This is a genomic window from Rhodoferax sp. GW821-FHT02C08, from assembly GCF_059421805.1.
This window is the reverse complement of sequence record NZ_JBWKVR010000002.1, coordinates 25,327-49,049: the sequence shown is the minus strand read 5'-3', so window position 1 is coordinate 49,049 and position 23,723 is coordinate 25,327. Positions and strand designations below refer to the sequence as shown.

The following is a 23,723-nucleotide window of genomic DNA, read 5'->3' as shown; positions in this document are numbered from 1 at the left end:
AACCTGTGCCGTTAGGCGGGCAGGTAGCGGCCCAGCTTTTCGCCCAGCACCAGGGCAGCGTCCTGCCAGGGCAGTTGCACGCCCAGGCTGGCCAGGTCCACGGTTTGCAGCCCGGCGTAGCCGCAGGGGTTGATGCGTTGGAAGGGCTCCAGGTCCATGGCTACATTCAGCGCCACGCCGTGGTAGGTGCAGTGCCGGCTGACCTTGATGCCCAGCGCGGCGATTTTCCCCAGGTAGTGGGGCTGGGTTTCCAGCTCTTTGGCGGTAAAGCCGGCTTCCAGCCGCGCATGGCCAAACGGGTCTTGCAGGCGCACGTAGATGCCCGGCGCGCCCGGCACGCGCAGGCCGGTCACGCCGAAGTGCGCCAGGGTTTGCACCACGGCTTCTTCGATGCGAAACACATATTCCTTGACGAAGTAGCCGGCCCGCTTCAGGTCCAGCAGCGGATAGGCCACCACCTGGCCCGGCCCGTGGTAGGTGACCTGACCGCCCCGGTTGGTTTGCACCACGGGGATGTCGCCGGGCAGCAGCAGGTGTTCAGCCTTGCCGGCCAGGCCTTGGGTGAACACCGGCGGGTGCTCACAAATCCATAGCTGGTCTGGCTCATCCGGTGTGCGCTGGGCGGTGAAATCCTGCATTGCCTGCACAGTGGGCAGGTAGTCCACGCGGCCCAGCAGCTGACAGGGCAGAGAGGCGGTCACAGGACCATCTTCACCATGGGGTGGGTGCTCAGCGTGCGGTACAGCTCGTCCAGCTGTTCGCGGCTGGTGGCCGTGACGGTGACGGTGATTCCCAGGTAGTTGCCGCCCTTGCTTTCGCGCAACTCAACCGTGCTGGCGTCATAGCTGGGGTCGAACTGCTTGGCGATGCTGGTGATGGCATGGACAAAGCCCTCGGCGCGCAGGCCCATGACCTTGATAGGGAACTGGGACGGGTATTCGATCAGCGACTCTTTGCGTGGATCGGTGGGCTCGGCGGGAGTGTCGGTGGTCGGTGTGCTCATGGGGTTCAAAGGCTTTCTTTGGCGGCGACGTAGGCCGCATACAGTTTTTGGTAAACCGGTCCGGGTTGGCCGTTGCCCACCGGTCGGCCGTCCAGGCTGGTGATGGCCAGGACTTCCTTGGTGGCACTGGATAGCAGAAGCTCGTCTGCGGCCCGCACCTCATCGCGACTGATGCGGCGTAGCGTGAAGGGAATGTCCTGGGCCTGGCAGAGTTCGGCGATCAGGCCGTAGCGTATGCCTTCCAGTACCAGATTGTCGTTGGGCGGGCCGTAGACCGCGCCGTCCTTGACCAGCCACACATTGCTGGAGGCGGCTTCGCTCAGAAAGCCGTCGCGGAACATCACGGTTTCCACCGCACCCGCATCCACGCCAATTTGCCGGGCAAACACCGCGCCCAGCAGGCTGGTGCTTTTGATATGGGCCTTTTCCCAGCGGAAGTCTTCGGCGGTGACGCACATCACGCCCAGGCGGCGCTGCGCTTCTGAGGGCAGGTTCATGGTGTTGGCCATGGCGAAGACCGTGGGCTGCATATCGGCCAGCATGGCATGGTCGCGCATGGCTACACCACGGCTCACCTGGATGTACACCAGTTGGTTGTTGTGTGAGGTCTTTGTGCCTTCGGTGCTGGTATGTTCTGCGCGTGCTGCTATTAATTTGGAAGCAATCGCATGCCAGGCCTCGTGCGTGTGCGGGTTGGGTATGCGCAGCTCGGCCAGGCTGCGGTCCAGCCGCGCCATGTGCTGCTCAAAGCGGAACAGGCGACCGGCATAGACCGGCACTACCTCGTAGACGCCATCGCCGAAGATGAAGCCGCGGTCCATGACGCTGATCTTGGCGTCGCACAGCGGTGTGTAGTTGCCGTTGAGGTAGCAGGGAAAGTCGGGCAGGGAATGCATGGAGTGGAAGGAGAAGCTAAGGGGGCTATTTTGGACTGTTCCTGCGAGCAGTTCACGCACGGGCCTCGCCAATCGTGGATACGCTAAACGCTGTGTTGGCTTGGTGCTTGTGCGAGAGGCCGGATTGATTCAGGGGCTTCAGGGTTTGGCATGCACCGAATAAGGGCACAATCTGCCCCCGGCAGGTGCGTGTAAGCGTGGCGCCAGCCGCGACGGGTACGATCTGTGTAAAGCTTGCGTAAAACAAGCCTTTTCTCACACTCCGTCATCGTCATTTGGTCGCCAGCAGTTTCTACATATAATAGTAGGCTTTGCTAAATTGTTCAGGGTAAACCTGGGTGTCATAAAACAGGTGAACAATGACCTTTGACCAAGAAGATGGGGAGCAAGATGAGGGTTTCAAGCCCCTGACGACAGCCGAGGCGCAAGAGTGGCGCAGGCGCAATCCGCCACTGTCGATGTGGCGGGTGCTGATGGGGCAAAGTCTGGCGGGATGTCTGGTTGCAATGGCAGCTTGGCTTCTGACGGGCAAGTCCAGCATGGGGTGGTCAGCCGCTTATGGCGCACTTTCGGTGGTGTTGCCTGCTGCGGTTTTTGCGCGCGGCGTCACGGGACGTTTAGCGCGGGCTGTACCAGGTGCTGCGATGCTGGGGTTTTTTGTGTGGGAATTGGTGAAGATCATTTTGACCGTCGCAATGTTGTTTGCGGCGCCGAAATGGGTCACGGATTTAAATTGGTTGGCCCTGGTGGCCGGCTTTGTAGTGACGATGAAGGTGGTTTGGTTGGCGCTTATGTTCCGCTCCAAACGCCCACATCCGGCTCAACATAATTGATGGACTGCTAAATATGTCGACTGAACACGCTGCTACAGAAGGCCCGAAGGCCGGCGAATATATCGTTCACCATTTGCAGCATTTGCAAAGAGACTTTTCGTTCCAGAGCGTCAAGCAAAGCCATATCGTGGATTTCAGCTTGTTCAATCTGGACTCCGTGCTGTATTCGATCATTCTCGGTATCGTTGGTTGTTTCTTTTTGTGGCGCGCCTCGCGTAAGGCTACGTCCGGCGTACCCGGTCGTTTCCAGGCGGCGGTTGAAATCCTGTCAGAGATGGTTGATACGCAGGCCAAGGGTGTGATCCACAACGCCAAAAGTCGCAAGCTGGTTGCTCCTTTGGCGCTGACCGTTTTTGTCTGGATCTTCATGATGAACGGCATGGATATGCTGCCGGTCGATTTGTTGCCCAAGCTGTGGGAGCATGCCTATGTATCCGCTGGCAATGATGCACACCATGCGTTCATGCGGGTGGTGCCCACGGCCGACTTGTCGACCACCCTGGGTCTGTCAGTCAGCGTTTTGTTTGTTTGCCTGGTCTACAACATCAAGATCAAGGGCTTGGGCGGCTGGGCGCACGAATTGGTGGCAGCGCCATTCGGTGACCACTGGTTTCTGTACCCCATCAACTTGCTGATGCAAGTGATCGAGTACTTGGCAAAAACGGTTTCGCACGGCATGCGGTTGTTCGGCAACATGTTCGCTGGTGAATTGGTATTCATGTTGATCGCCTTGATGGGCGGCACGTGGGCCTGGCAGTTCAACCCCCTGGTGGGCGGGTTCTGGCTGGGTGTTGGGCATGTTATCGCTGGAGCAGCGTGGAGCATCTTCCACATTCTGGTGATCACCTTGCAAGCCTTCATCTTTATGATGCTGACGCTGATTTACGTGGGCCAGTCCCATGAGGCGCACTAAGGTTCGTTTTCGCTTTTCTTTTTCTTTTACCTGTAATTTTTAGGAGCAATCATGGAAAACATTCTGGGTCTCGTCGCTTTGGCTTGTGGTTTGATCGTTGGTCTGGGCGCGCTGGGTGCCTCCATCGGTATCGCTTTGATGGGCGGCAAGTTCCTCGAGTCTTCGGCTCGCCAACCTGAGCTGATGAACGAATTGCAAACCAAGATGTTCATTTTGGCCGGTCTGATCGACGCGGCTTTCCTGATCGGCGTGGCTATTGCCCTGCTGTTCGCTTTCGCCAAGCCTTTCGCGATTTAATTTTTGGCCGACCTTTCACGACCGAAAGGAATTAAGCCGTGAACATTAATTCAACCCTGTTCCTGCAGGCCGTTGTCTTTGCGATTCTGGTGTGGTTCACGATGAAATTCGTGTGGCCTCCCATAACCAAGGCACTGGACGAGCGGGCGCAGAAAATCTCTGACGGTCTTGCCGCCGCCGATAAAGCCAAGTCTGAACTCACCAGCGCCAACAAGCGCGTGGAAGAAGAACTAGCCAAGTCGCGCACCGAGACCGCATCGCGTCTGGCTGATGCCGACCGCCGTGCCCAGGCCATCATCGAAGAAGCCAAAGCCCGTGCGACGGAAGAAGGCAACAAGATCGTCGCCGCAGCCCGTGCCGAAGCCGAGCAGCAAACCGTGAAGGCCCGTGAAGCACTGCGTGAGCAGGTCGCCGCACTGGCCGTTAAGGGTGCCGAGCAGATTCTCCGCAAGGAAGTCAATGCCGGTGTCCACGCGGACTTGTTGAACCGACTCCAAACTGAACTCTGAGCGGCAGAACGACCATGGCTGAAATAGCAACCATTGCCCGTCCTTACGCAGAAGCGCTGTTCAAGGCAAGTGCGTCCGACTTGGCCGGTACGGCTGCATGGCTTGATGAATTGGCTGCAATTGCAGGTAATTCGCAGCTGCTGCAGTTTGCCGATAACCCCAAGGTGGAAGCCGGTCAGGTGTTTGAAGTGATTGCTGGTGTGGCCAAGTCGGTCTTGCCAGAAGCTGCCAAGAATTTTCTGCAGCTGGTCATTGAAAACGGCCGCCTGAGCGTGCTGCCCGAGATTGCTACCCAGTTCCGCGCATTGAAAAATGCGGTGGGCGGCTCTTCCGATGCAACGGTCTTCAGTGCCTTTGCGATGGATGCAGCGGCCTTGGCGGGCGTGGCTTCAGCCTTGGAAAAGCGTTTTGGACGGAAGCTCAATCTCACCGTAGCGTTAGAGCCGGAGTTGATTGGCGGAATTCGCGTCGTGGTGGGTGACGAGGTGCTGGACACTTCGATCAAAGCCCGCCTGGAACATATGAAATTGGCCCTGACCGCCTAAGGTCGGAGCCAGCGTTTTCGGCCAGAGCCCGTGGCTCCGGTTGTTTGCTAACCAAAGAAAGAGAAGGAAAGAGTCATGCAACTCAATCCCGCAGAAATTTCTGAACTGATCAAGAGCCGTATTGAAGGCTTGACGGCTCAGGCTGACATCCGCAACCAGGGCACCGTGGTGTCCGTGACTGACGGTATTTGCCGCATTCATGGTCTGTCCGACGTGATGCAAGGCGAAATGCTGGAATTCCCCGCCGGCAGCGACGGTCAACCCACCTACGGCCTGGCCTTGAATCTGGAACGCGACTCGGTCGGTTCCGTGATCTTGGGTGAATACGAACACATTTCCGAAGGCGACGTCGTGAAGTGCACGGGTCGTATTCTGGAAGTGCCAGTCGGCCCCGAATTGCTGGGTCGTGTGGTGAACGCACTGGGCCAGCCTATTGACGGCAAGGGTCCGATCAACGCCAAGCTCACCGACGTGATCGAAAAGGTCGCACCGGGCGTGATCGCCCGTAAGTCGGTGGACCAGCCCATGCAGACCGGCCTGAAGTCGATCGACTCCATGGTGCCTGTGGGCCGTGGCCAACGCGAACTGATCATTGGCGACCGCCAGACGGGTAAGACCGCCGTGGCTATCGACGCCATCATCAACCAAAAGGGACAGAACATGTCCTGCGTTTACGTCGCGATTGGTCAAAAGGCCTCGTCGATCAAGAACGTGGTGCGCGCTCTGGAACAAGCTGGTGCGATGGAATACACCATTGTGGTGGCGGCTTCGGCTTCTGAATCGGCTGCTATGCAGTACGTCAGTGCCTACTCCGGTTGCACCATGGGTGAATACTTCCGTGACCGTGGCCAAGACGCACTGATCGTGTATGACGATCTGTCCAAGCAAGCTGTGGCGTATCGCCAAGTGTCCCTGCTGTTGCGCCGTCCACCAGGCCGTGAAGCCTACCCCGGCGACGTGTTTTATCTGCACAGCCGCCTGCTGGAACGTGCCGCCCGCGTGAACGCCGACTACGTTGAAGCCTTCACCAAGGGTGAGGTCAAGGGCAAGACCGGTTCGCTGACCGCTTTGCCTATCATTGAAACGCAAGCTGGCGACGTGTCCGCTTTCGTTCCAACCAACGTGATCTCGATCACCGATGGCCAGATCTTCCTGGAAACTTCGCTGTTCAATGCCGGTATCCGCCCCGCGATCAACGCCGGTATCTCGGTGTCCCGCGTCGGTAGCGCTGCCCAGACCAAGATCATCAAGGGCCAGTCCGGCGGTATCCGTACCGACTTGGCGCAGTACCGTGAATTGGCGGCTTTCGCCCAGTTCGCTTCTGACCTGGATGAGTCCACCCGCAAGCAACTGGACCGCGGTGCCCGCGTGACCGAGCTGCTGAAGCAAGCCCAGTACAGTCCGCTGTCCATCTCCTTGATGGGCGCCACGCTGTTTGCTGTGAACAAGGGCTTCATGGACGATATCGCGGTCAAGAAGGTGTTGGCGTTTGAGCATGGCCTGCACGGCTACCTCAAAGACAAACACGCTGCCTTGTTGTCCAAGGTTGAAGCTTCCAAGGCGCTCGACAAGGAAGCTGAGGCTGAATTGCTCGCCGCTGTGGCAGCGTTCAAAAAGACGTTCGCTTAATTCCAAACTAGGAGCCACCCATGGCATCAGGCAAGGAACTACGCAGCAAGATCAAATCGGTGGAAAACACCAAGAAGATCACCAAGGCGATGGAGATGATCTCCGTTTCCAAGATGCGTAAAGCGCAGGAGCGGATGCGCGCAGCGCGTCCGTACAGCGAGAAGATCCGTGACATCGCTGCACACCTGGGTCAGGCGAATCCGGAGTACGTGCACACCTATATGCAAACCAACGGCGCCAAAGCCGAAGGTTTTGTGGTCATCACGACCGATAAGGGTTTGTGCGGTGGTTTGAATACCAATCTGTTTCGCGCCCTGACCATCAAGCTGCGTGACTCGCAGGCTGCGGGCAATAGCGCGCAGGCGGTGGCCATTGGTGGCAAGGGTTTGGGCTTCCTGACGCGCATCGGCGCCAAGGTGGTTTCCCACGTCACACATCTGGGTGACAAGCCGCATCTGGACAAGCTGATCGGACCGCTGAAGGTATTGCTGGACGCCTACGAAAAGGGCGAAATCAGTGCCGTGCATCTGGTCTACAACAAGTTTGTCAGCACCATGAAGCAAGAGCCGGTGATTGAGCAGTTGCTGCCTTTGTCGGCTTCCAAGATGCTGGCAGAAACCAAGGCTACAGGTGCGCATGCCTGGGACTACATCTACGAACCAGATGCGCAATCGGTAATTGACGACCTGTTGGTGCGTTATGTCGAAGCGCTGGCTTACCAGGCGGTCGCTGAAAACATGGCTTCGGAACATGCAGCGCGCATGGTCGCCATGAAGGCTGCTACGGATAACGCAGGTAGTGTGATTGGCGAGCTGAAACTGGTCTACAACAAGACCCGCCAGGCTGCAATCACCAAAGAGCTGTCCGAAATTGTGGCAGGTGCTGCGGCTGTTTAAACAGCCAACCGTCCCGGTTAGTCATCGGTCGATTTAAAGATTCAATTTATTGGAGCAAACATGGCTCAAGAAAATGCAGAAGTGAACGCCCGCGTTCAGGGAAAAATTGTCCAGTGTATTGGCGCCGTGGTGGACGTGGAATTCCCACGCAGCCACATGCCCCGCATTTACGACGCACTGAAAATGGAAGGCTCCGCGCTGACCCTGGAAGTGCAGCAGCAATTGGGTGACGGCATCGTTCGTACCATTGCGCTGGGTTCTTCCGACGGCCTGCGCCGCGGTCTGATGGTCTACAACACCGGCGCTGGCATTACGGTTCCCGTGGGCAAGGCCACCCTGGGCCGCATCATGGACGTGCTGGGCTCGCCCATCGACGAACGTGGTCCTGTCGGCCAGGAACTGACCGCCACCATCCACCGCAAGGCCCCGGCCTACGACGAACTCAGCCCCTCGCAAGAACTGCTGGAAACCGGTATCAAGGTGATTGACTTGATCTGCCCGTTCGCCAAGGGCGGTAAGGTCGGTCTGTTCGGTGGTGCCGGTGTGGGCAAAACCGTGAACATGATGGAGCTGATCAACAACATCGCCAAGGCACACAGCGGCTTGTCCGTGTTTGCTGGTGTGGGTGAGCGTACCCGTGAAGGGAACGACTTCTACCACGAGATGGCCGACTCCGGCGTGGTGAATCTGGAAAACCTGCCTGAGTCCAAAGTGGCCATGGTCTACGGTCAGATGAACGAACCCCCAGGTAACCGTCTGCGCGTGGCTTTGACCGGTCTGACCATTGCGGAATCCTTCCGTGATGAAGGCCGCGACGTGCTGTTCTTCGTGGACAACATCTATCGCTACACCTTGGCCGGTACCGAGGTGTCCGCACTGCTGGGCCGTATGCCTTCCGCCGTGGGCTACCAGCCTACCCTGGCCGAGGAAATGGGCCGTCTGCAAGAGCGTATTACCTCGACCAAGGTTGGTTCGATCACCTCCATCCAGGCCGTATACGTGCCGGCGGATGACTTGACCGATCCATCGCCTGCAACGACTTTCGCCCACTTGGACTCCACCGTGGTGTTGAGCCGTGACATCGCTTCGCTGGGTATCTACCCTGCGGTTGATCCACTCGACTCGACCAGCCGCCAGCTGGACCCGCTGGTCGTCGGTGAAGACCACTACAACACGGCCCGTGCTGTGCAAGGTACGCTGCAGCGCTACCGCGAACTGCGCGACATCATCGCCATCATGGGTATGGACGACTTGGCTCCTGAGGACAAGCTGGCTGTGGCCCGCGCCCGCAAGATCCAGCGTTTCCTGAGCCAGCCTTTCCACGTGGCCGAAGTGTTTACCGGTTCGCCCGGCAAGTACGTACCATTGTCGGAAACCATCCGTGGTTTCAAGATGATTGTCAGCGGCGAATGCGACCACATGCCAGAACAAGCGTTCTACATGGTGGGCACAATCGATGAAGCCATTGAAAAGGCCAAGAAGGTTTAATGTTTTGGGCGTGGGCAGTGCCGTTGTGGCTCTGCCAGCGTCTTGCCTTTTCCCTTCAACACGCTGACCCCAAAGGAAACGTATGTCGACCATTCATGTGGACGTTGTCAGTGCCGAAGCCTCCATCTTCTCCGGCGAAGCCAAGTTTGTGGCTTTGCCAGGTGAGTCTGGCGAGCTGGGCATTTACCCACGTCACACTCCGCTGATCACCCGGATCAAGCCCGGTTCGGTTCGCATCGAAAAGGCTGACGGCACAGAAGAGTTCATTTTCGTGGCCGGTGGCATTTTGGAAGTGCAACCCAACTGTGTGACCGTGCTCTCCGACACCGCCATTCGCGGCAAGGATCTGGACGAAGAAAAAGCCAACACGGCCAAGGCCGCAGCTGAAGACGCGCTGCGCAATGCTAAGGGTGAACTGGATATCGCCAAGGCGCAATCCGAGCTGGCCATCATGGCGGCCCAGATTTCTGCTCTGCGCAAGTTTCGTCAAAAGCGTTGATCCTCAAAAGGACGACGATCTTCACAAAGCCGCTTTCGAGCGGCTTTTTTGTGCGCGTCGGCCAGAATATCCTCCGGCCACCGATCCATGTTTTGCGCTGGTTGCGACGATGCGCGCAGGTCGCGTAAAGCAGGGCAAAATCACAGCTTGTTCCACGCGGGTGCGTTTTATGTCCAAAGCCAAGCTGCACGCCGCCACCATAGGTGGCAGTGCTGACGATACGGAAGCTGCTTTTTACGAGGCCTTGCAAAACGGCGACATCGACAAGCTCATGGCCTGCTGGGCCGACGAGGACGATGTGATCTGCGTGCATCCAGGCGGACTGCGTGTGGTGGGTGTGGCGGCTGTGCGTACGACCTTCGAGGCCATGTTTGCGCAGAGCAGTATTCGCGCCACGCCTCTACAGGTGCGCAAGGTTGAATCACTGGGCAGTGCCATGCACAACGTCGTCGAGAGTATTGACGTCATGACAGCCGACGGACCGCGCCAAGCCTTTGCCATTGCCACCAATGTTTATCACAAGACGGCCCAGGGCTGGCGCATGGTGGCCCACCATGCCAGCCCCGGCACTGGATTGGAGATGCAGGAAAGCAGTGGCGCACCCCAGGTACTGCACTGATGCGTCCCGTAAAGCTTTTAGGCTTCTGCCGCACATTTCACCTGCGAGGTGTGCTATGAATTATGCAGCGCCCTGGTGGTTGCCCAGTGGACACGCGCAGACCATTTGGCCGGCGCTGTATTCACGTCGGGTGTTTGGGCCGTCTTTGCGCTTCAGGCGCGAACGCTGGATCACTCCCGACCTGGACTTCATGGATGTCGATTTCTGTGACCCACCGGCCATGGTGGCCGATCCCGCGCTCAGCGAGGATGTGCGCCCCTTGCTGGTGCTGTTCCATGGTCTGGAAGGTTCGTCCTCCAGTCACTATTCCGAGGCTTTTGGCGACTACGCGCGAGCCCACGGCATGGGCTATGCAGTACCGCACTTTCGGGGCTGTAGCGGCGAGCTGAACCTGGCGCCTCGCGCCTACCACTCGGGCGACTACGAGGAGATCGGCTGGGTCTTGAAGCGCCTCAAGGCACGCCACCAGGGCGAGATTATTGCGGTCGGCGTGTCGCTTGGCGGTAATGCTTTGCTACGCTGGGCCGAGGAAATGGGCGAGCGCGCCGGCCGCATCGTGCGTGCGGTGGCTTCGGTCTGCGCGCCGCTGGATCTCGCGGCTGCAGGCTGGGCCATAGGCCGGGGGCTGAATCGGCAGGTATACACCCGCATGTTTCTGCGCAGCATGAAGCCCAAGGCCCTGCAAAAGCTGGACCAGCACCCGGGCCTATTTGACCGCGAAGCGATGCTGGCGGCCCGTGACCTCTATGAGTTCGACAACGTGTTCACAGCCCCGTTGCATGGTTTCAGCAGCACGGAAGATTACTGGGCCCGCGCATCGGCCAAGCCGCACCTGGCACGCATCCAGATTCCTGCCCTGGTGGTTAATGCCATGAACGACCCTTTTGTCCCGGTATGGAGCTTGCCTCACCAGGACGCAGTGGGCGATCACGTCACCCTTTGGCAGCCAGCGCACGGCGGCCATGTCGGTTTTCCGCAAGGGCCGATTCCGGGCCATGTGCGCAGCCTGCCGGATGCCGTGGGTGGATGGTTGTTGCAGGCCAGCCAGGCCTGAGCCGGGGAGCGATTGAAGCCATGGACGACATTGTCAGACAGGCCATCGCTAAATGGCCGAACGTGCCCGACTGCTACGGCTGGCTGGGCCTGGATGCCCGCGGCAGCTGGTACATGCGTGACGACGCGGCCCAGGCGGCGGGACCGTTTGCGGCATCTGCTGGTGGCAATGCGCTCAGCAAAGGCAGCCGCTTGCAACATACCAAGCTGATCGACTTCATTCAACGCAACTACGAGGCTGATGCGGCCGGGCAGTGGTTTTTCCAGAATGGCCCGCAGCGTGTGTATGTGGAGCTGGAAGTGGCGCCGCTGGTATGGCGGGTGCACCCAGACTTCTCGGTGTTTGCCCACACCGGCAAGGCGGCCCGTGTGCAGCGTTGCGTGCTCGACGGCGAGGGGCGTGTTTATCTGGAGACCGATATCGGTTTCGGTCTGGTGCACAGCCTGGACATGGGGTTTGCTGCTGAAGCGGTGGAGCAGGGGCTGTGGGTGCCACAGCCGTTTGAGACGCAAGAACTGCCGGCCCGCTTTGGGTATGTTCTGAGTCCTCAGGCGCTACATAAAAAATAGCTGCCAGCGCAGGTAATCCTGCGCTGGCAGCTATTTTGATAATAAAAAGGCCGGCTATACCGGCCTATCGGATGTGCCAGAACCGGCTTACTTCGCAGCTTCTGCTGGTTCGGATGCCGCAGCCGCAGGTTTCTGGGGAATTGGGAACTTGGCGCCGCCTGCATTCGCCATATACACCACGGCACGGGCCACTTCGGTATCTTCAAAGTCGCCGCCGCCCTGCGCGCCCATGGCGCCCTTGCCGGTCAGCGCGGAATGCAGCAACGATTCAAAACCGGTGGCAATGCGCGGACCCCAGGCGGTGGCATCGCCGAATTTGGGGGCCCCAGCAACGCCTGCGCTGTGGCAGGTGGTGCACTGTGCCTTGAACACTTCTTCACCCGATTTGAGTTCGCGGTTGGCGTCGCGAATTTCGACCGCGCCCACCTTCTGGATGCGCTGTGCGACCGCGATGTTTTGCGATTGCTCGGTCACGCCACCCAGGGTCATGGACTCCTCGTTATTGGTACCCGCAGGTTTGGCGGCGGACACTACGAAGTACACCAGGCCAATGATGGCAAAAATAGGCACAACGAACGAGAAGAAGACCGCCACCAGCAATTGCTTGGGGTTTTTGATGGGGCCGGTGTGGGCTTCTTCGGCCGCATGATCGTGGGAATTGGCGCTCATGATGTCCTCAAAAAAATCGGGGGCTTTGTTCAACGCGCGAGTATACCCGTCACCCCTCACCCGGCCTTGTCTCGCGCGGCGTCCGGGTATCTGTGCAAGGCCTCGTACGCAGCGGCTACAATCGCCTGCGTTGCGGCTGTAGCTCAGTGGATAGAGTATTGGCCTCCGAAGCCAAGGGTCGTGGGTTCGATCCCCGCCAGCCGCACCAATGAATATTCCCCTCGCTGACGTTCTGTGTCACTGGAACCATATCTGTTCCGCTTCGGAACGCATATGCTTCTTTTTTGGGGCGGAACACTTATCCTTCCTTCGGCCCGCGGTTGAATTGACTGGTTTTTAGGTATTCAACGTGCTATTCGCAGCGTTGGAATGAGAAAAACCATCATATTTGACGGCATAGGGTATGAGCAGGCGGCCCACTTATGGTGACCCACGGCACGGATATGCTTCCATGGTATCTGCGCTCGCTCTACAAGTGCACACGACGCCATTGGATGTTCATTTACGCACTGCCGGCCGCCCACGTTACAGATCGCCAAACTCGGTGCTCGCACCGAAAACGCCAGCTCTTAGCACATCACATTCGACGGCAACGGTCGGCAGCACACTTTCGGTGTAGAGCACAGCGAACTCGCCCCTGTGGTCAACCGGAGGGGCGACGCGAAGATTCCGACGAGTCTTCACTAGTGGATCCCAGTTGCAGCCCGGGTGGCGGAGCCGTCTCACTAGCGTCTCGGCGTTAGGGTTAGTAGCTCCAATCTAGATCGTGACCACTACATGACACAGCGGCTCCGATCATGCGGCTTGCACGGCAGCGCGCGCTTCAGCGACCTTTACGACCGACTGCAACCGTTCTTCCACTGCAGTTGCAAGAAACTCCTTTGCTTCCACGTCCACATCTCGCGGCGTAGTCAGTCGACCGAGAATGGCCTCGATGGGTGTAAGACCCCCCAGGAGGTCGCTGGGGGAGGTAAAAAAGCCGTAGGCAACGGTCCCGCTGGATGGACCCAGGGCCGTCAGTACCTTGGTCAGTGGCTCCCCTGCCAAGCCTGGCCAGGCCTGGAATGCCGGGTATTCACGCCCGCGCTTTCGTCCTGGCCGCAAGACTGAGAAGAGTTCGCCGGCCCGTTCGCGTTGCCGCACGGTTTCGTCACTAAGGCCGCCCAATGCCCGGCCGAGTTCGTACGCCGATAAGGGTTCGATCGGGTCGACCGTTGAAGAGGCGGGAGCGATGGGCGCGAGGTTGTGCTGAATGTTGTCGATCGCGCGCTTGAGTTCAATCTGCCGCTGTAGCATGCGTGCGTCAACTGTCATCTCCATCCAAGATTGGAGAAGTTTCAGCACGGGCGGGGCAAAACCGACCTTACCCAGGGCATTGGCATACGCCTGCGTGCTCTTCTGCAGGGCCTCGTCGATGACGTGACTCCTGCCCACCTGTTGGACCATCTCCTCTATCGCTGGTTGCGACACTTGCGGCGGCAGCGCCATGCACACGGAATTTGTGAGTACCAGGCGATGTATCTCCTCGTGAACCGCAGCCGAACTGCGCCGTCCGGGCTTGAGCCGGCTCAACAGGTCGGCTAGAGAGCGCTCAAGCTGATCTAGTTCGGCTCGCACGCCTGCTCGGGGTCCACCAGAGAAGACGGGAGCGAGAGTGGAAGGTGCGTTCATCTAGTCCTCCAATTTCTATGCAACCCGTTGGTCGCATGGAGAGCATGCAACGAAGAAACTTTTTTGTCTAGCTTGCCCAAGTAGCCTTATTTACGAGTGCGATCGGTAGGGAATGTCGGATTGGCAGCGTTTGCGGTCGTCCGTCCTGGCGCCCTGAGTTCACGCTCTCTGCCACCAAGCAGTCATACGGCCACCGGCGATAGCGCACTCCCAATGAGTGGTTTGAAAGGCACTGCCGACCGCGGAGCCTTGTTTGTGCTATGCGAGAGGCGGCATAGGAAGCGAAGCCCTAAGGTGCCCAACTAGCTGGACAGGGACGTCAATTCCGTCAACCTTTGCGCGCTCCGTTGGTAAGCACAACGGTGGGTCGGGTGCCTCCAACGGTTACGCGCAGCTGGAACTTCTCAAGGACGTGCTTGCGCCCCTGGACCATCTCTTTGCAGGCAATCCGAACGTCCGTTTCGCCTTTGAACATGACCTTGGCCTTGATGCCATCGGCAACCATGAGCGCCGCTACTTGGAGTGAGTCAATCACGGCCTCCGCTCCAAGCGCCCGCTGCAATGCGTCTGCCCATGCCAAGACGTTGACCTCGATGGGCGAGACGGCCAGTTCGAAGTTGGAGGCCTCCAGAAGCCCGCTGACCAAGCTCTGTGTTGACCTGGGTGGGTCGAGGAGTTCCAGGCCGGGCAATACAGGCCTGGCGCGGAAGGCTGTCTGCCGAAACTCAAGCCGGTCGAACATCAGTTCCTTCCCGTAAGGGTCCGAAACCGTCTCGGTGTATTCGTAGCGCTCTACGAACCGGGCCTAAAGCGAGTCTTCTCTGATGCGGTCGAGGATACGGCTGTACCCAGCATCGAACAAACTAGTGCTCGTTCCAATGCTTCAATGGCTATCACCGGGGTGGTGAGCGTATTTGTGCAGCGACCTTTTCATGAATATGGCCGCTCAACCGGAAGCATGGATTGCGCTTGGGTAAGGTTGCCGCATTGGACTTGTGTATGGATCGCATGTGCCAACGGTGTCACGTCCGTAATCCGTTGGGTCCAATCACTTACGTACCGTCTAACGGCCTCACCGCTGAGTCCGATCTGGATGGCGCGGTGCGACAAGGGATGGTGGTGCAGGTCCCGCTCTGGATCCCACTGAACACGAACCGGTGAATTCGCCTTCAGTTCCGCCCACTCTTGTGGAGTCATCGATTCCGGCGGATGGCTCGCGCAGGCATGTGCCAAAGCCCACTCGAAACCTTCCCGGCTTATGTCAATTGCCAGGATGCGGCTCTGACCAGAATCCTTGAATCCCCAGCCCGCTCGGTACATCATCCACAGGAAGGACGGCTTTATCCATGTCATACGCTCCATCTTGAAGGGTGGAGAGACAAATCTTTCTCCCTCAAGAGCGCTGTCCGCAATGCCTTCAGAGTACGCTTGATAAACCCGGATGGTGGATTCGTCATACAGACCGCGAATCTGCCTAAGAGGTGGTGCCAGAGGGGTGATCGAATTGTTCACTACGTCCATGACTTTAGATTGCCTCGCCATAGTTTGGCGGCTCGGTGAGAAATGCAGACGGAACGACTGCCGTCAACCAAACCCCATTCTCAGAAAGATGAAACTTGTACCCCTGCGCATGCATGGCAGCTGCATCGACGGTAAGAACCGCGGGCTTCCCATGGCGAATGCCGACGCTGACGGCAACCTGCACATCGGCGGACAGATGCACATGGTGCCGGTTGCCGGCTACAAGGCCCTTCTCACGAATCGATGGCAAGAAACGTGTGGCAGTACCGTGATACAAATGCGCGGGCGGCACTTGCTCCTCAAAGCTAATGGTCACTTCAGTGGTTGAATGACCTTGTACCGCACGGATGTACTGCCCATCAGGCGAAAAGGCGAAGCGCTTCTTGTCATTAGTGGCAACCACGCGTTCGACCATGTCGCGTACCACTGCCCGCCCGCTCTTTGCCGCGCCGGCAATGATTGAAGCGACACTGGCCCAACCCTCGGGGTCCAGGGTTATGCCAATACTTTCCGGCTTGTGTCGCAGTACGTAGCTCAGAAACTTGCTGAGCTGAGTTATTTCTTCTTCTTTCATCCCATATCCTTTAATCTACTCTTCCGTCGAGGCGAGCTGCGATCGCAACTCCATCAGCAAGACACCAAGACGGTTTTTGCCCGTTCCGTCTCCACCATCAGCCCAGTAGCTGTCGTTCTTGGTTTGTTCAACCAGTACAGCGGTGCCCGTTCCCAATAGCAAGGCGTGAAGCGAGCGGTGCTGGGTGAACTTTGCATGCAGTGCGGTGCGCATCACGTCATCCCTTACCTCGAGCCAGTCGGCGCGAAGCCCAGGCTGCTGGCGCGCCATTTGAGCCGCTTTCATGGGAGAACTCTCACTGCGGATCTCTTCCGCAAAGGGTTGTCCCACGAACTTCTGTCCTTGAAAGTAGTGCTCGCTAGTAGGCCAGCGCACGCCGTCGATCTCAATGGGGAATGACGCAAAGTTAGAAAAATCTCCGTAGGTGTCCTTGGTTCTGTAAAAATTAATCGTTTCCATTTTCAAATTTTTCTCTAAATGCATTGATGTTCGTGTCATCTTTCAAGCCTGCAATGGAAAACGTCACGGACTTGAAGGCAAAGCTGTATGGGCCGCCCGGTTGCAACAACTCTGCAAACGTCTGCGCCACTTGGCGCGGATCATTCCGAAATACCCCGCACCCCCAGGCGCCCAAGATCACTGTTTCAACGCCTGACAGTGCGAGTATGTGCAGGACCATTGCTGCGCGTCTGGTCAGAGTTGGCAGTACCAGTGACAAATCCTCCGGCTGGTTGCTGGCCACAGCTCCCGCATTGGGAGCAGGAGCCGTTACAACGGTGGCCAGATTGGGCCGCGGTAAGTAGGCACCCGCGTCATTCCTGAAGAACGGGACGTCGGGGGAGCAAATCGCCGCATCCAGATAGAGCGATGACCTGTTGGTCCTATTCAGTTCATAAAACGCCGCCATTTGAGTCAGCAAGCACGGGTAGAGTCCACTCGACCGCGCCAAGGCTTCTTCCTGTGCCTGTGCACCGTTCAGAAAGCCACCGCCAGGGTTCTTGGCTGACGCAAAGTTCAATAGCCCGATGCGCTGATGACCCTCAACCGTCAAACGGTGAAGCGCGGCGCCACAGGTTTCGTTCGCGACCGTCAGGGTGACGGGTTCGGCGAACCGCTGCAGGTTTGCGGTCTGCATATCGCTCAACGCGTAGGTCTTGGTGGCGCTTTTCGCCTTCTCAACCAAGCTGCCGATCTCAACCATTTGAGCCGCGGCATTCTGATAGCTGCCTTTCTCCAGGACGACCAGCGTTTCTTCGGCGGTTTTGACTCTTTGTTCTCTATTCATAATTCGAAGCTGAAGCCTTTCTTTTTTAGTTGTTGGTAGCGTTTCGTATCAAACCGGAAAAGTTGCGCAGGCCTGTGGGCGCCGTCGCGCTGCGTTTCCTCCAGCGGAATCAGCAAGTCGTAGCTCAGGACCTTTTTGCGGAAATTCCGTTTGTCCAATGTCTGCCCTAACACTGCTTCATACAGTGACTGCAGCTGCGACAGACGAAATTTCTTGGGCAGCAGCTCGAATCCAATCGGTTCATAGCGCAACTTGCCGCGCAAGCGCGCCAAAGCTACTTCTACGATTTGCGCATGGTCAAAAGCCAACACGGGCAAATCTTGCATCGCAAACCACTGGGCATCAGCCGCGTCCGTAGCCGCCTGTAGCGTGTGGGAAAAACGATTGACCAGTGCAAAGTAGGCGACGCTCACCACCCGTTCACGAGGATCTCTCCCTAGTTGCCCGAAAGTGTAGAGCTGCTCCAGAAAGACGTCTGCAATTCCCGTCTCTTCCTGCAGTTCACGCTGCGCCGCGTTATCCACCGACTCATCCACTTGGACAAAACCACCCGGTAACGCCCAAGTCCCCTGGAAGGGAGCGAGCGCACGTTTGATGAATAGCAACTGCATCCGCTCTCCATCAAAGCCGAAGATGACGCAATCGACGGTTAAGGCTGGTCTGGCGTACTTGTATGTGTATTTCATACTTTAAGTATATGTGTAATAATAACACTAAGTCAAACGGTCTAAAAAACCATTTCAACTGGCAGACTGGCGGCGCCAGGAGTCAGACATACAAGAAGGCTCTGGAGAAGGAGCACGCCCGCGAGCAAATGCTGTTGGGGGAGTTGGCCTGACCGCGGTCAAGCACTTCGTTGTGAGCCGCTATCCCGTCGCAACGCAGAACCCCTGCGTTCTGGCCTTTGGCAAGATCTCTCGATTCAAGGCTATTGCGGTCGGGAAGTGAGGCCGATGGCTGGAGCGCTGATGCACTGACTTCGCCCATTCCAACTCTTGCTACACGCCGGTTGTCAAGCGCCATTCGTTGCTGCATCCCTGAGCTCACCCTCGCAGTAGACAACTCGGAACTGGAGAATGCGGCCCGAGCCCCAAAGGAGAGGCCGATGAGGAAGAGCCAGCTCATCGAGAGCCAAATCGCGGTAATCCTGAAGGAAGGATAAGCCGTGCTGTCGGTGATCGCAGGTGGTAGGAATCATCCAGGACTGAAGATCTGTCTGTGGCGTACGTACGACCGGTCTGGAAGGTGTAGCGGTCGTCAGTTCTTTTGTGCTTCTGGTGACCGGTCTCGGAAAGTGCAGCCATTGAACTATCGAGGCTGATCGTCCGCAGACAGCCTGAAACGGTCTTCTACGAAGTCGGCGATGCAGCGGATGCTGACGATGGACACGACCAAGCGCACTCACGCTGTGTGCCAGTAAGCGGCTGTTGCGTTCGGCAGCCAAGGGACCGCCAACGACGGCTGTCTTGGGTACTGCGGTCACAGCGCTTCCGCAATTCCACATGTGCTACTCCAGCGACCGCTTTCCCGTCACCTCTACTGACGATTCCGACCCAACGCGGACCTTTGGCCCAGCTCGTGGACCACGGTCTTTGGATGGCATGCAATATCCTAGGTAAGACAACCTCTATTGAAACTCTCAACTGCTGACAGCTTGCCCTTTCCGCAAATTGCAAGACTGGAGATGCTCCATTTTTACGTAACAATACCGCCGCTTATGAGACGCCAACTCACATTATTCCTACCGTCTGAGCAGCGCGCCATCGTTGAGCCGATCAGGCAAAAGCTGGACCCCCGGCAGTATGCCCTCATTCCCGCTCACGTCACACTTTGCCGAGATGACGAATTGACGTATTGGGACGCCATAGGCCAGCGACTTGAAAGCCTTGGTGCGTTTTCCCTCACCCTGCAATTCGGTGGGCCACAGGTGCTACCCGATGGCTGTGTCCTCTTGCGTCCAATCCATGGGGGCGCGCCCTATCACCAGCTGCGGCAATCGGTTCTGGGGGCGTCGGCCAGCGTTCATGGCGCACACCTTACGCTGCTGCACCCACGCCATGCTGCCGGCGTCACCTACAACCTGCCAGAGATGACCCTTGCGCTGACCTGTCTCACGGCCACCTTTCGATCCATCGCTTTGATTGAGCAGGAGGGTACGGGACCTTGGCAGGTGCGGCAGGAATATGGGGTAGGCGATCAATAAGCCCAGCAAAAGGCTATCGTCCGTTGGACGCAGAAATCCGACCTTGAGGGGCCGCATTTGGCCGGTTGCAGCTACTGCGCGATCAGCTGGGCCAGGTCGCTGCGGTCAAGGGGCACGTCGTACAGCTTGCGCGCGGCAATGACCTTCACCGCGCGTGAAATGGGTCGAACATTGCTGATGCGCCAAGCCCAGTAGCCAGGGGCCCAAGCGCTGGCGCATGCAGCTTCAACCTCGGTCGGCAGCCAGGGATGAATTTCGGCGATATCGACGACGGCTACCAGTCGTCCGTCATCATCCGAATCGCCCTGTTCAGAAAGAAAGCGCCCGTTTTCAACGATCAGCAAGTCCGTCAGCGGCAGGCCCTCGGGACGCCAGGACCTCACTTCGAGCGTCTTACGACCGTCTGCGATGTTTCTCCCACTGGGCGTGACGATTGAAAGTGCAAGCAAGGTTTTGAGTTCAAACGAGCGCAAAGCTCAACAGTACAAGCATAGCCTGTCGCACTCCCAGCGACGTGTCGGGAATCGACATTGGCGACCGTCCGCAATTGGCCGATAGTACCTATTCGCCAAGCACCTGCCAACGGCCGCAACTAGCCTGAAGCGGCCCTCGAAAGGGGCGCATTTCGTTCAAGGTCTGCGCCAGAGCCAATAGCGTGGCCTTTTCATTGTCCGCTCTCTCTTCTTCAGGGTTTTGCGCCGGCATCAGAAGCTGCCCCACTCGCCCTCGCTTTGTCCCGCGGAGGTGCGTGGTAAAGCTTTGGGCGCATGGGGTGGAGCTGCCGTCGTGGACTTCGTCGCCGAGCTGCGGGCACCGGCAACTGCCTGTTGCACGGGGCGAGGTAGCGCTCGCTTGAGAGGCGATGCTGTTTGCGCCATCCCTTGAGTAGGTGCACCTGCCCGGGTACTGTGCCCGCTCTTGACGCCAGCGGGCAGCTTGAACACCGCTACCGTGCTGACCAGCTCCTCCGCCTGGGTCTTCAGGCTGCCAGCCGCCGCCGCCATTTGCTCCACCAGCGCCGCATTCTGCTGCGTGGCCTGGTCCATCTGAACCACCGCTTCGCCAACCTGTGACACACCGGTACTCTGCTCAGAACTGGCTGCGCTGATTTCACCCATGAGGTCCGTGACTTGTTTGATAGACCCCACCACCTCGGCCATGGTGACACCCGCCTGGTCCACCAGCACCGTGCCCTGCTCAACACGCGCCACACTGGCGCCTATGAGTTCCTTGATTTCTTTGGCCGCTTGGGCGGAGCGGCCGGCCAAGCTGCGCACTTCCGATGCCACCACCGCGAAGCCACGTCCCTGCTCGCCCGCACGGGCTGCTTCCACCGCAGCATTCAGCGCCAGGATATTGGTCTGGAAGGCAATACCGTCGATCACACTGATGATGTCAGAGATCTTGCGCGAAGAGTCGTTGATCTCTTTCATGGTGTGCACCACCTGGGCGACAGCATCACCACCTTTGACAGCCACCGTGCTGGCATTCAGCGCCAGTTGATTGGCCTGCCGTGCGTTGTCCGCGTTGTGTTTGACGGTGGAACTGAGTTGCTCCATCGAGGCCGCGGTTTCTTCCAGGGCGCTGGCCTGCTGCTCGGTACGGGCAGACAAGTCTTCATTGCCATGCGCGATTTCGGCGCTGGCGGTGGAGACAGATTCGGAACCTTGGCGCACAGCCGTGACGACAGCTGCAAGGCTGGTTTGCATGGTGGCCATCGCGCGCAAGAGACCCGCCACTTCGTCTTTGCCTTGGGGTTGAATCGCAACTGTCAGATCGCCTCCCGACATGGCATTCACCACTTTCACCGCATTCCCAATGCCACGGTCAATGGAGCGGGAGATCACCCAAGCGATCCAGCCAATGATGAGCCCTGCAAGCAATACCACGATTCCCAGATTCATGGCCCTCGCCATGAACTCATCCCTCAGATCGTCCACGTACAAGCCTGAGCCAATCACCCATCCCCAGGGCTCGAAGCCTTTGACGTAAGAAATCTTTCCGACCGGCACATCTTTGCCAGGCTTGGGCCATTGATACTCCAAAAATCCTGCCCCTTGCTCACGCACTTTTTTCACAGATTCCACGAGTATCAAAACTCCATTGGGGTCGCGGATTTCGCTGCCGCTCTTGCCGTCGAGTTCCGGTTTGATCGGATTCATGACCATATTGGCCTGCATGTCGTAGAGAAAGAAATACGCGTTTTGGCCGTAACGCATCTGCGCTATGGCCTGCTTGGCCATGGCCTGCGCCTGGTCACGCGGCATTTTTCCGGAGGTCTCCAATTGATACGCCCATGCCAACGTGCCGGAAGCGGTCTCTACGGTATGGCGCACCAGGTTTTCACGCTCCTGGCGACTTTGGTAGTACTGGTCCCGCACCAGATAGGTGGATACCGCGACTAGCCCCAGAATACTGATCACGGTCAGTAAACCTAGCTTGGATATGATGGAGAGTCGATTCAAGAACTGCGTCATTGCATTCCATTTCTGCTGATGTAGGACTGTGAGTCTCGGTCAACGAAAATCGCAAGACCACACTAACGCTAGCTGCTGGTACCCAGCTTGAAAGCGGCCACCGACTGCAGCAATTGCTGTGCCTGAAAACCCAGGCTACCGGCGGCGGCACTATCTTCGACCAGGGTGGCGTTTTGCTGTGTGACCTGGTCCATCTGGGTGATGGCTGTGCCCACTTGTGCCACGCCCTGGCATTGTTCAGTGCTGGGGCACTGACTTCGCCGATGATGTCCGCGCCCCGGAGGATGGAGGAAACCACCTCGGTCATGGTGCGGCCGACTTGGGCGACGAAGCTGGTATCGGTCCTGGTTCATTTCACTCCCGTCAGTCGATCCACCATCGACTTGACCGCCGCCAACTGCACCCCACTGCGCACCTGGAAGTTCAGACCGGTGTAGCCCCACCAATCCCAGCAGCCTTCAGGATTACTGGGAGACACCTGGCTGGTCACCGCCTGCGGATACAGCACGATCACCCGATTGGTATCGGCCCAGCGGTTGTAGCCGACCGATCCGTAGACATCACTGCCTACGCTTTGCGCCCCTTGCTTGCACCCGTGGAACACGACGTGCACAGCGCATCCGCTCGCGTCCGCAGTACAGGTTTTGGGGATGTAGACAAAGCCCGCTGAGTCCATGCTGGTTCCGCTACCTGCGAAGGCACTCTGGTCGAATGGCTGAACGGTGGAGGACAAGGTTTCTGCCGGTGGTTTTAAGGGGCCATAGATGTGCTGCAAGATCTCTTTGGGTTGGTCATAGGCTTGGCCTTTGATCTTGCTGGGACAGTGATCGATGTAAGGAGCGCCGTTGGTGCCGCAGTCGTTGCCAAACGATGGTGCGATAAAGGCATGGCCTGCAGGCATCTTGCTGACATAGGCGAGGTTCTTGGGTGTTACGCCTGCTGCTTGGAAGAAATCCCGGGTGGCCGCCACAACCGGCGGATACACCACCTCGTCCTTGGTGCCACCAAACACATAGACCTTGAATTTGCCAATACCTGCGGCCGGATCGATTTGGCCCAGCGATGCAAACCCTTGGGCAGCCGTCCACGACAGGCTGCCAGTGGGTGTTCCTGACATACAGCTTGCGATGCCGCCGAGGTTGACGTAGGCGCAGTTGTAGGGTCCCCCGGCAATGACGCCCAAGCCGACCACGCTCGACGAGAACGCAACGCCGTACTGGACCGTCATGAAGGCCCCCGAAGACAGGCCAGACACCGAGGTTCGCGTGGGGTCCGCATGGAGCGCGGGTAAGGCCTCTGCGGCGTGAACCGCTGGCATTGCCAAGTTGCTCAGAGCCAGCGCAAAGCCGGCGGACCATCGTTGCATGCGGGTACGGTACATAGCAGATCTCCCTCAAAGGTTGAACATGTTGCACTGCAGCATTCTGTTCATCCGAGGGGAGGTGTCAATCCGTGGTGTGTTGCGCGCACGGTGCTTGGAAATGCCGTGGTTAAGTGCATTTGTCCAAGCGAGTGATCTTTCCAAACGTGAGGCTTTACGCCCCGGACCCGATGATTTTTCTTGGAAAACCAG

General features: G+C 58.1%; 27 protein-coding genes, 1 tRNA gene and 1 pseudogene. 14 read left to right on the top strand and 15 right to left on the bottom strand.

Annotated elements, in window-relative coordinates; genetic code table 11:
- Positions 1 to 11: 11 nt before the first annotated feature.
- From lipB to AC07VY_RS02460, 3 genes are read right to left on the bottom strand one after another with little or no spacing between them, the layout of a single operon-like run.
- Positions 12 to 638, bottom strand: a complete 627-nt coding sequence (gene lipB / locus AC07VY_RS02470; protein ID WP_495096405.1) for a lipoyl(octanoyl) transferase LipB — start codon at positions 636 to 638, stop codon at positions 12 to 14.
- Positions 639 to 697: 59 nt separating this feature from the next.
- Complete coding sequence (locus AC07VY_RS02465; RefSeq protein WP_495096147.1) at positions 698 to 1,003, bottom strand: HP0495 family protein; 306 nt, start codon at positions 1,001 to 1,003, stop codon at positions 698 to 700.
- Between the two features lie 5 nt (positions 1,004 to 1,008).
- Complete coding sequence (locus AC07VY_RS02460) at positions 1,009 to 1,899, bottom strand: D-amino acid aminotransferase (RefSeq protein WP_495096146.1); 891 nt, start codon at positions 1,897 to 1,899, stop codon at positions 1,009 to 1,011.
- 359 nt (positions 1,900 to 2,258) lie between these two features.
- On the opposite strand from AC07VY_RS02460, the gene AC07VY_RS02455 reads away from it, so the two are divergent.
- From AC07VY_RS02455 to AC07VY_RS02400, 12 genes are all read left to right on the top strand, one after another.
- Entirely contained in the window at positions 2,259 to 2,732 is a 474-nt protein-coding gene (locus AC07VY_RS02455) for an ATP synthase subunit I (protein WP_495096145.1), read from the top strand.
- Positions 2,733 to 2,745: 13 nt separating this feature from the next.
- Complete coding sequence (gene atpB, locus AC07VY_RS02450) at positions 2,746 to 3,645, top strand: F0F1 ATP synthase subunit A (RefSeq protein WP_495075799.1); 900 nt, start codon at positions 2,746 to 2,748, stop codon at positions 3,643 to 3,645.
- Positions 3,646 to 3,696: 51 nt separating this feature from the next.
- Positions 3,697 to 3,942 (top strand): F0F1 ATP synthase subunit C, encoded by a 246-nt coding sequence (gene atpE, locus AC07VY_RS02445; RefSeq protein ID WP_058721792.1) that lies wholly within the window; start codon positions 3,697 to 3,699, stop codon positions 3,940 to 3,942.
- A 38-nt stretch (positions 3,943 to 3,980) separates the two neighbouring features.
- Positions 3,981 to 4,451: a F0F1 ATP synthase subunit B gene (locus AC07VY_RS02440; protein WP_495075800.1), complete on the top strand. Its 471-nt coding sequence runs from the start codon at positions 3,981 to 3,983 to the stop codon at positions 4,449 to 4,451.
- Between the two features lie 14 nt (positions 4,452 to 4,465).
- On the top strand, positions 4,466 to 4,996 hold the full coding sequence (locus tag AC07VY_RS02435) for a F0F1 ATP synthase subunit delta (protein WP_495075801.1): 531 nt from the start codon (positions 4,466 to 4,468) through the stop codon (positions 4,994 to 4,996).
- Between the two features lie 75 nt (positions 4,997 to 5,071).
- Positions 5,072 to 6,625: a F0F1 ATP synthase subunit alpha gene (gene atpA, locus AC07VY_RS02430; protein ID WP_495075802.1), complete on the top strand. Its 1,554-nt coding sequence runs from the start codon at positions 5,072 to 5,074 to the stop codon at positions 6,623 to 6,625.
- Positions 6,626 to 6,645: 20 nt separating this feature from the next.
- Entirely contained in the window at positions 6,646 to 7,521 is an 876-nt protein-coding gene (gene atpG / locus AC07VY_RS02425) for a F0F1 ATP synthase subunit gamma (protein ID WP_495096144.1), read from the top strand.
- Positions 7,522 to 7,581: 60 nt separating this feature from the next.
- Entirely contained in the window at positions 7,582 to 9,009 is a 1,428-nt protein-coding gene (gene atpD / locus AC07VY_RS02420; RefSeq protein WP_495096143.1) for a F0F1 ATP synthase subunit beta, read from the top strand.
- Positions 9,010 to 9,091: 82 nt separating this feature from the next.
- Positions 9,092 to 9,508 (top strand): F0F1 ATP synthase subunit epsilon, encoded by a 417-nt coding sequence (locus AC07VY_RS02415; RefSeq protein WP_495075805.1) that lies wholly within the window; start codon positions 9,092 to 9,094, stop codon positions 9,506 to 9,508.
- Between the two features lie 169 nt (positions 9,509 to 9,677).
- Positions 9,678 to 10,127, top strand: a complete 450-nt coding sequence (locus AC07VY_RS02410; RefSeq protein ID WP_495096142.1) for a YybH family protein — start codon at positions 9,678 to 9,680, stop codon at positions 10,125 to 10,127.
- Positions 10,128 to 10,182: 55 nt separating this feature from the next.
- Entirely contained in the window at positions 10,183 to 11,181 is a 999-nt protein-coding gene (locus AC07VY_RS02405; protein ID WP_495075807.1) for a YheT family hydrolase, read from the top strand.
- Between the two features lie 20 nt (positions 11,182 to 11,201).
- The gene (locus AC07VY_RS02400) at positions 11,202 to 11,750 is read left to right on the top strand and encodes a DUF2946 family protein (protein WP_495096141.1); all 549 of its coding nucleotides are present in this window, start codon (positions 11,202 to 11,204) and stop codon (positions 11,748 to 11,750) included.
- Positions 11,751 to 11,837: 87 nt separating this feature from the next.
- On the opposite strand, the gene AC07VY_RS02395 is transcribed toward AC07VY_RS02400, so the two are convergent.
- Entirely contained in the window at positions 11,838 to 12,419 is a 582-nt protein-coding gene (locus AC07VY_RS02395) for a c-type cytochrome (protein ID WP_495096140.1), read from the bottom strand.
- 132 nt (positions 12,420 to 12,551) lie between these two features.
- Here AC07VY_RS02395 and AC07VY_RS02390 point away from each other — a divergent pair.
- A tRNA-Arg gene (locus tag AC07VY_RS02390) sits at positions 12,552 to 12,627 on the top strand.
- Positions 12,628 to 13,214: 587 nt separating this feature from the next.
- On the opposite strand, the gene AC07VY_RS02385 is transcribed toward AC07VY_RS02390, so the two are convergent.
- The 7 genes from AC07VY_RS02385 to AC07VY_RS02355 all read right to left on the bottom strand — a co-directional run bounded on the left by AC07VY_RS02385 (position 13,215) and on the right by AC07VY_RS02355 (position 18,156).
- Positions 13,215 to 14,090: a hypothetical protein gene (locus AC07VY_RS02385; protein WP_495096139.1), complete on the bottom strand. Its 876-nt coding sequence runs from the start codon at positions 14,088 to 14,090 to the stop codon at positions 13,215 to 13,217.
- Positions 14,091 to 14,418: 328 nt separating this feature from the next.
- Positions 14,419 to 14,832 carry a hypothetical protein gene (locus tag AC07VY_RS02380; RefSeq protein WP_495096138.1) on the bottom strand — a complete coding sequence of 138 codons (414 nt, stop codon included), beginning with the start codon at positions 14,830 to 14,832 and terminating at the stop codon, positions 14,419 to 14,421.
- A 188-nt stretch (positions 14,833 to 15,020) separates the two neighbouring features.
- The gene (locus tag AC07VY_RS02375) at positions 15,021 to 15,611 is read right to left on the bottom strand and encodes a DUF4291 domain-containing protein (RefSeq protein WP_495096137.1); all 591 of its coding nucleotides are present in this window, start codon (positions 15,609 to 15,611) and stop codon (positions 15,021 to 15,023) included.
- Positions 15,612 to 15,615: 4 nt separating this feature from the next.
- Positions 15,616 to 16,185 carry an RNA 2'-phosphotransferase gene (locus AC07VY_RS02370; RefSeq protein ID WP_495096136.1) on the bottom strand — a complete coding sequence of 190 codons (570 nt, stop codon included), beginning with the start codon at positions 16,183 to 16,185 and terminating at the stop codon, positions 15,616 to 15,618.
- A gap of 15 nt (positions 16,186 to 16,200) precedes the next feature.
- Positions 16,201 to 16,644 (bottom strand): riboflavin biosynthesis intermediates N-glycosidase, encoded by a 444-nt coding sequence (gene ybiA / locus AC07VY_RS02365; protein WP_495096135.1) that lies wholly within the window; start codon positions 16,642 to 16,644, stop codon positions 16,201 to 16,203.
- A complete protein-coding gene (locus AC07VY_RS02360) occupies positions 16,631 to 17,470 on the bottom strand; it encodes a TIGR02452 family protein (RefSeq protein ID WP_495096134.1) in 840 nt (279 codons plus the stop codon). The genes ybiA and AC07VY_RS02360 overlap by 14 nt, the downstream gene beginning before the upstream one ends.
- Positions 17,467 to 18,156: an NUDIX hydrolase gene (locus tag AC07VY_RS02355; protein ID WP_495096133.1), complete on the bottom strand. Its 690-nt coding sequence runs from the start codon at positions 18,154 to 18,156 to the stop codon at positions 17,467 to 17,469. Before AC07VY_RS02355 ends, AC07VY_RS02360 begins: the two co-directional genes overlap by 4 nt.
- Before the next feature lie 944 nt (positions 18,157 to 19,100).
- On the opposite strand from AC07VY_RS02355, the gene AC07VY_RS02350 reads away from it, so the two are divergent.
- Positions 19,101 to 19,673, top strand: coding sequence for a 2'-5' RNA ligase family protein (locus AC07VY_RS02350; RefSeq protein ID WP_495096132.1), 573 nt, complete (start codon positions 19,101 to 19,103; stop codon positions 19,671 to 19,673).
- A 71-nt stretch (positions 19,674 to 19,744) separates the two neighbouring features.
- On the opposite strand, the gene AC07VY_RS02345 is transcribed toward AC07VY_RS02350, so the two are convergent.
- The 4 genes and pseudogenes from AC07VY_RS02345 to AC07VY_RS02330 form a co-directional block, all read right to left on the bottom strand.
- On the bottom strand, positions 19,745 to 20,146 hold the full coding sequence (locus AC07VY_RS02345; protein WP_495096131.1) for an ASCH domain-containing protein: 402 nt from the start codon (positions 20,144 to 20,146) through the stop codon (positions 19,745 to 19,747).
- A gap of 231 nt (positions 20,147 to 20,377) precedes the next feature.
- Positions 20,378 to 22,096, bottom strand: coding sequence for a methyl-accepting chemotaxis protein (locus tag AC07VY_RS02340; protein WP_495096130.1), 1,719 nt, complete (start codon positions 22,094 to 22,096; stop codon positions 20,378 to 20,380).
- Positions 22,097 to 22,230: 134 nt separating this feature from the next.
- Positions 22,231 to 22,469 (bottom strand): annotated as a pseudogene (locus AC07VY_RS02335) (methyl-accepting chemotaxis protein); the annotation flags it as partial.
- Between the two features lie 30 nt (positions 22,470 to 22,499).
- Entirely contained in the window at positions 22,500 to 23,531 is a 1,032-nt protein-coding gene (locus tag AC07VY_RS02330) for an extracellular catalytic domain type 2 short-chain-length polyhydroxyalkanoate depolymerase (RefSeq protein WP_495096129.1), read from the bottom strand.
- Positions 23,532 to 23,723 lie beyond the last annotated feature (192 nt).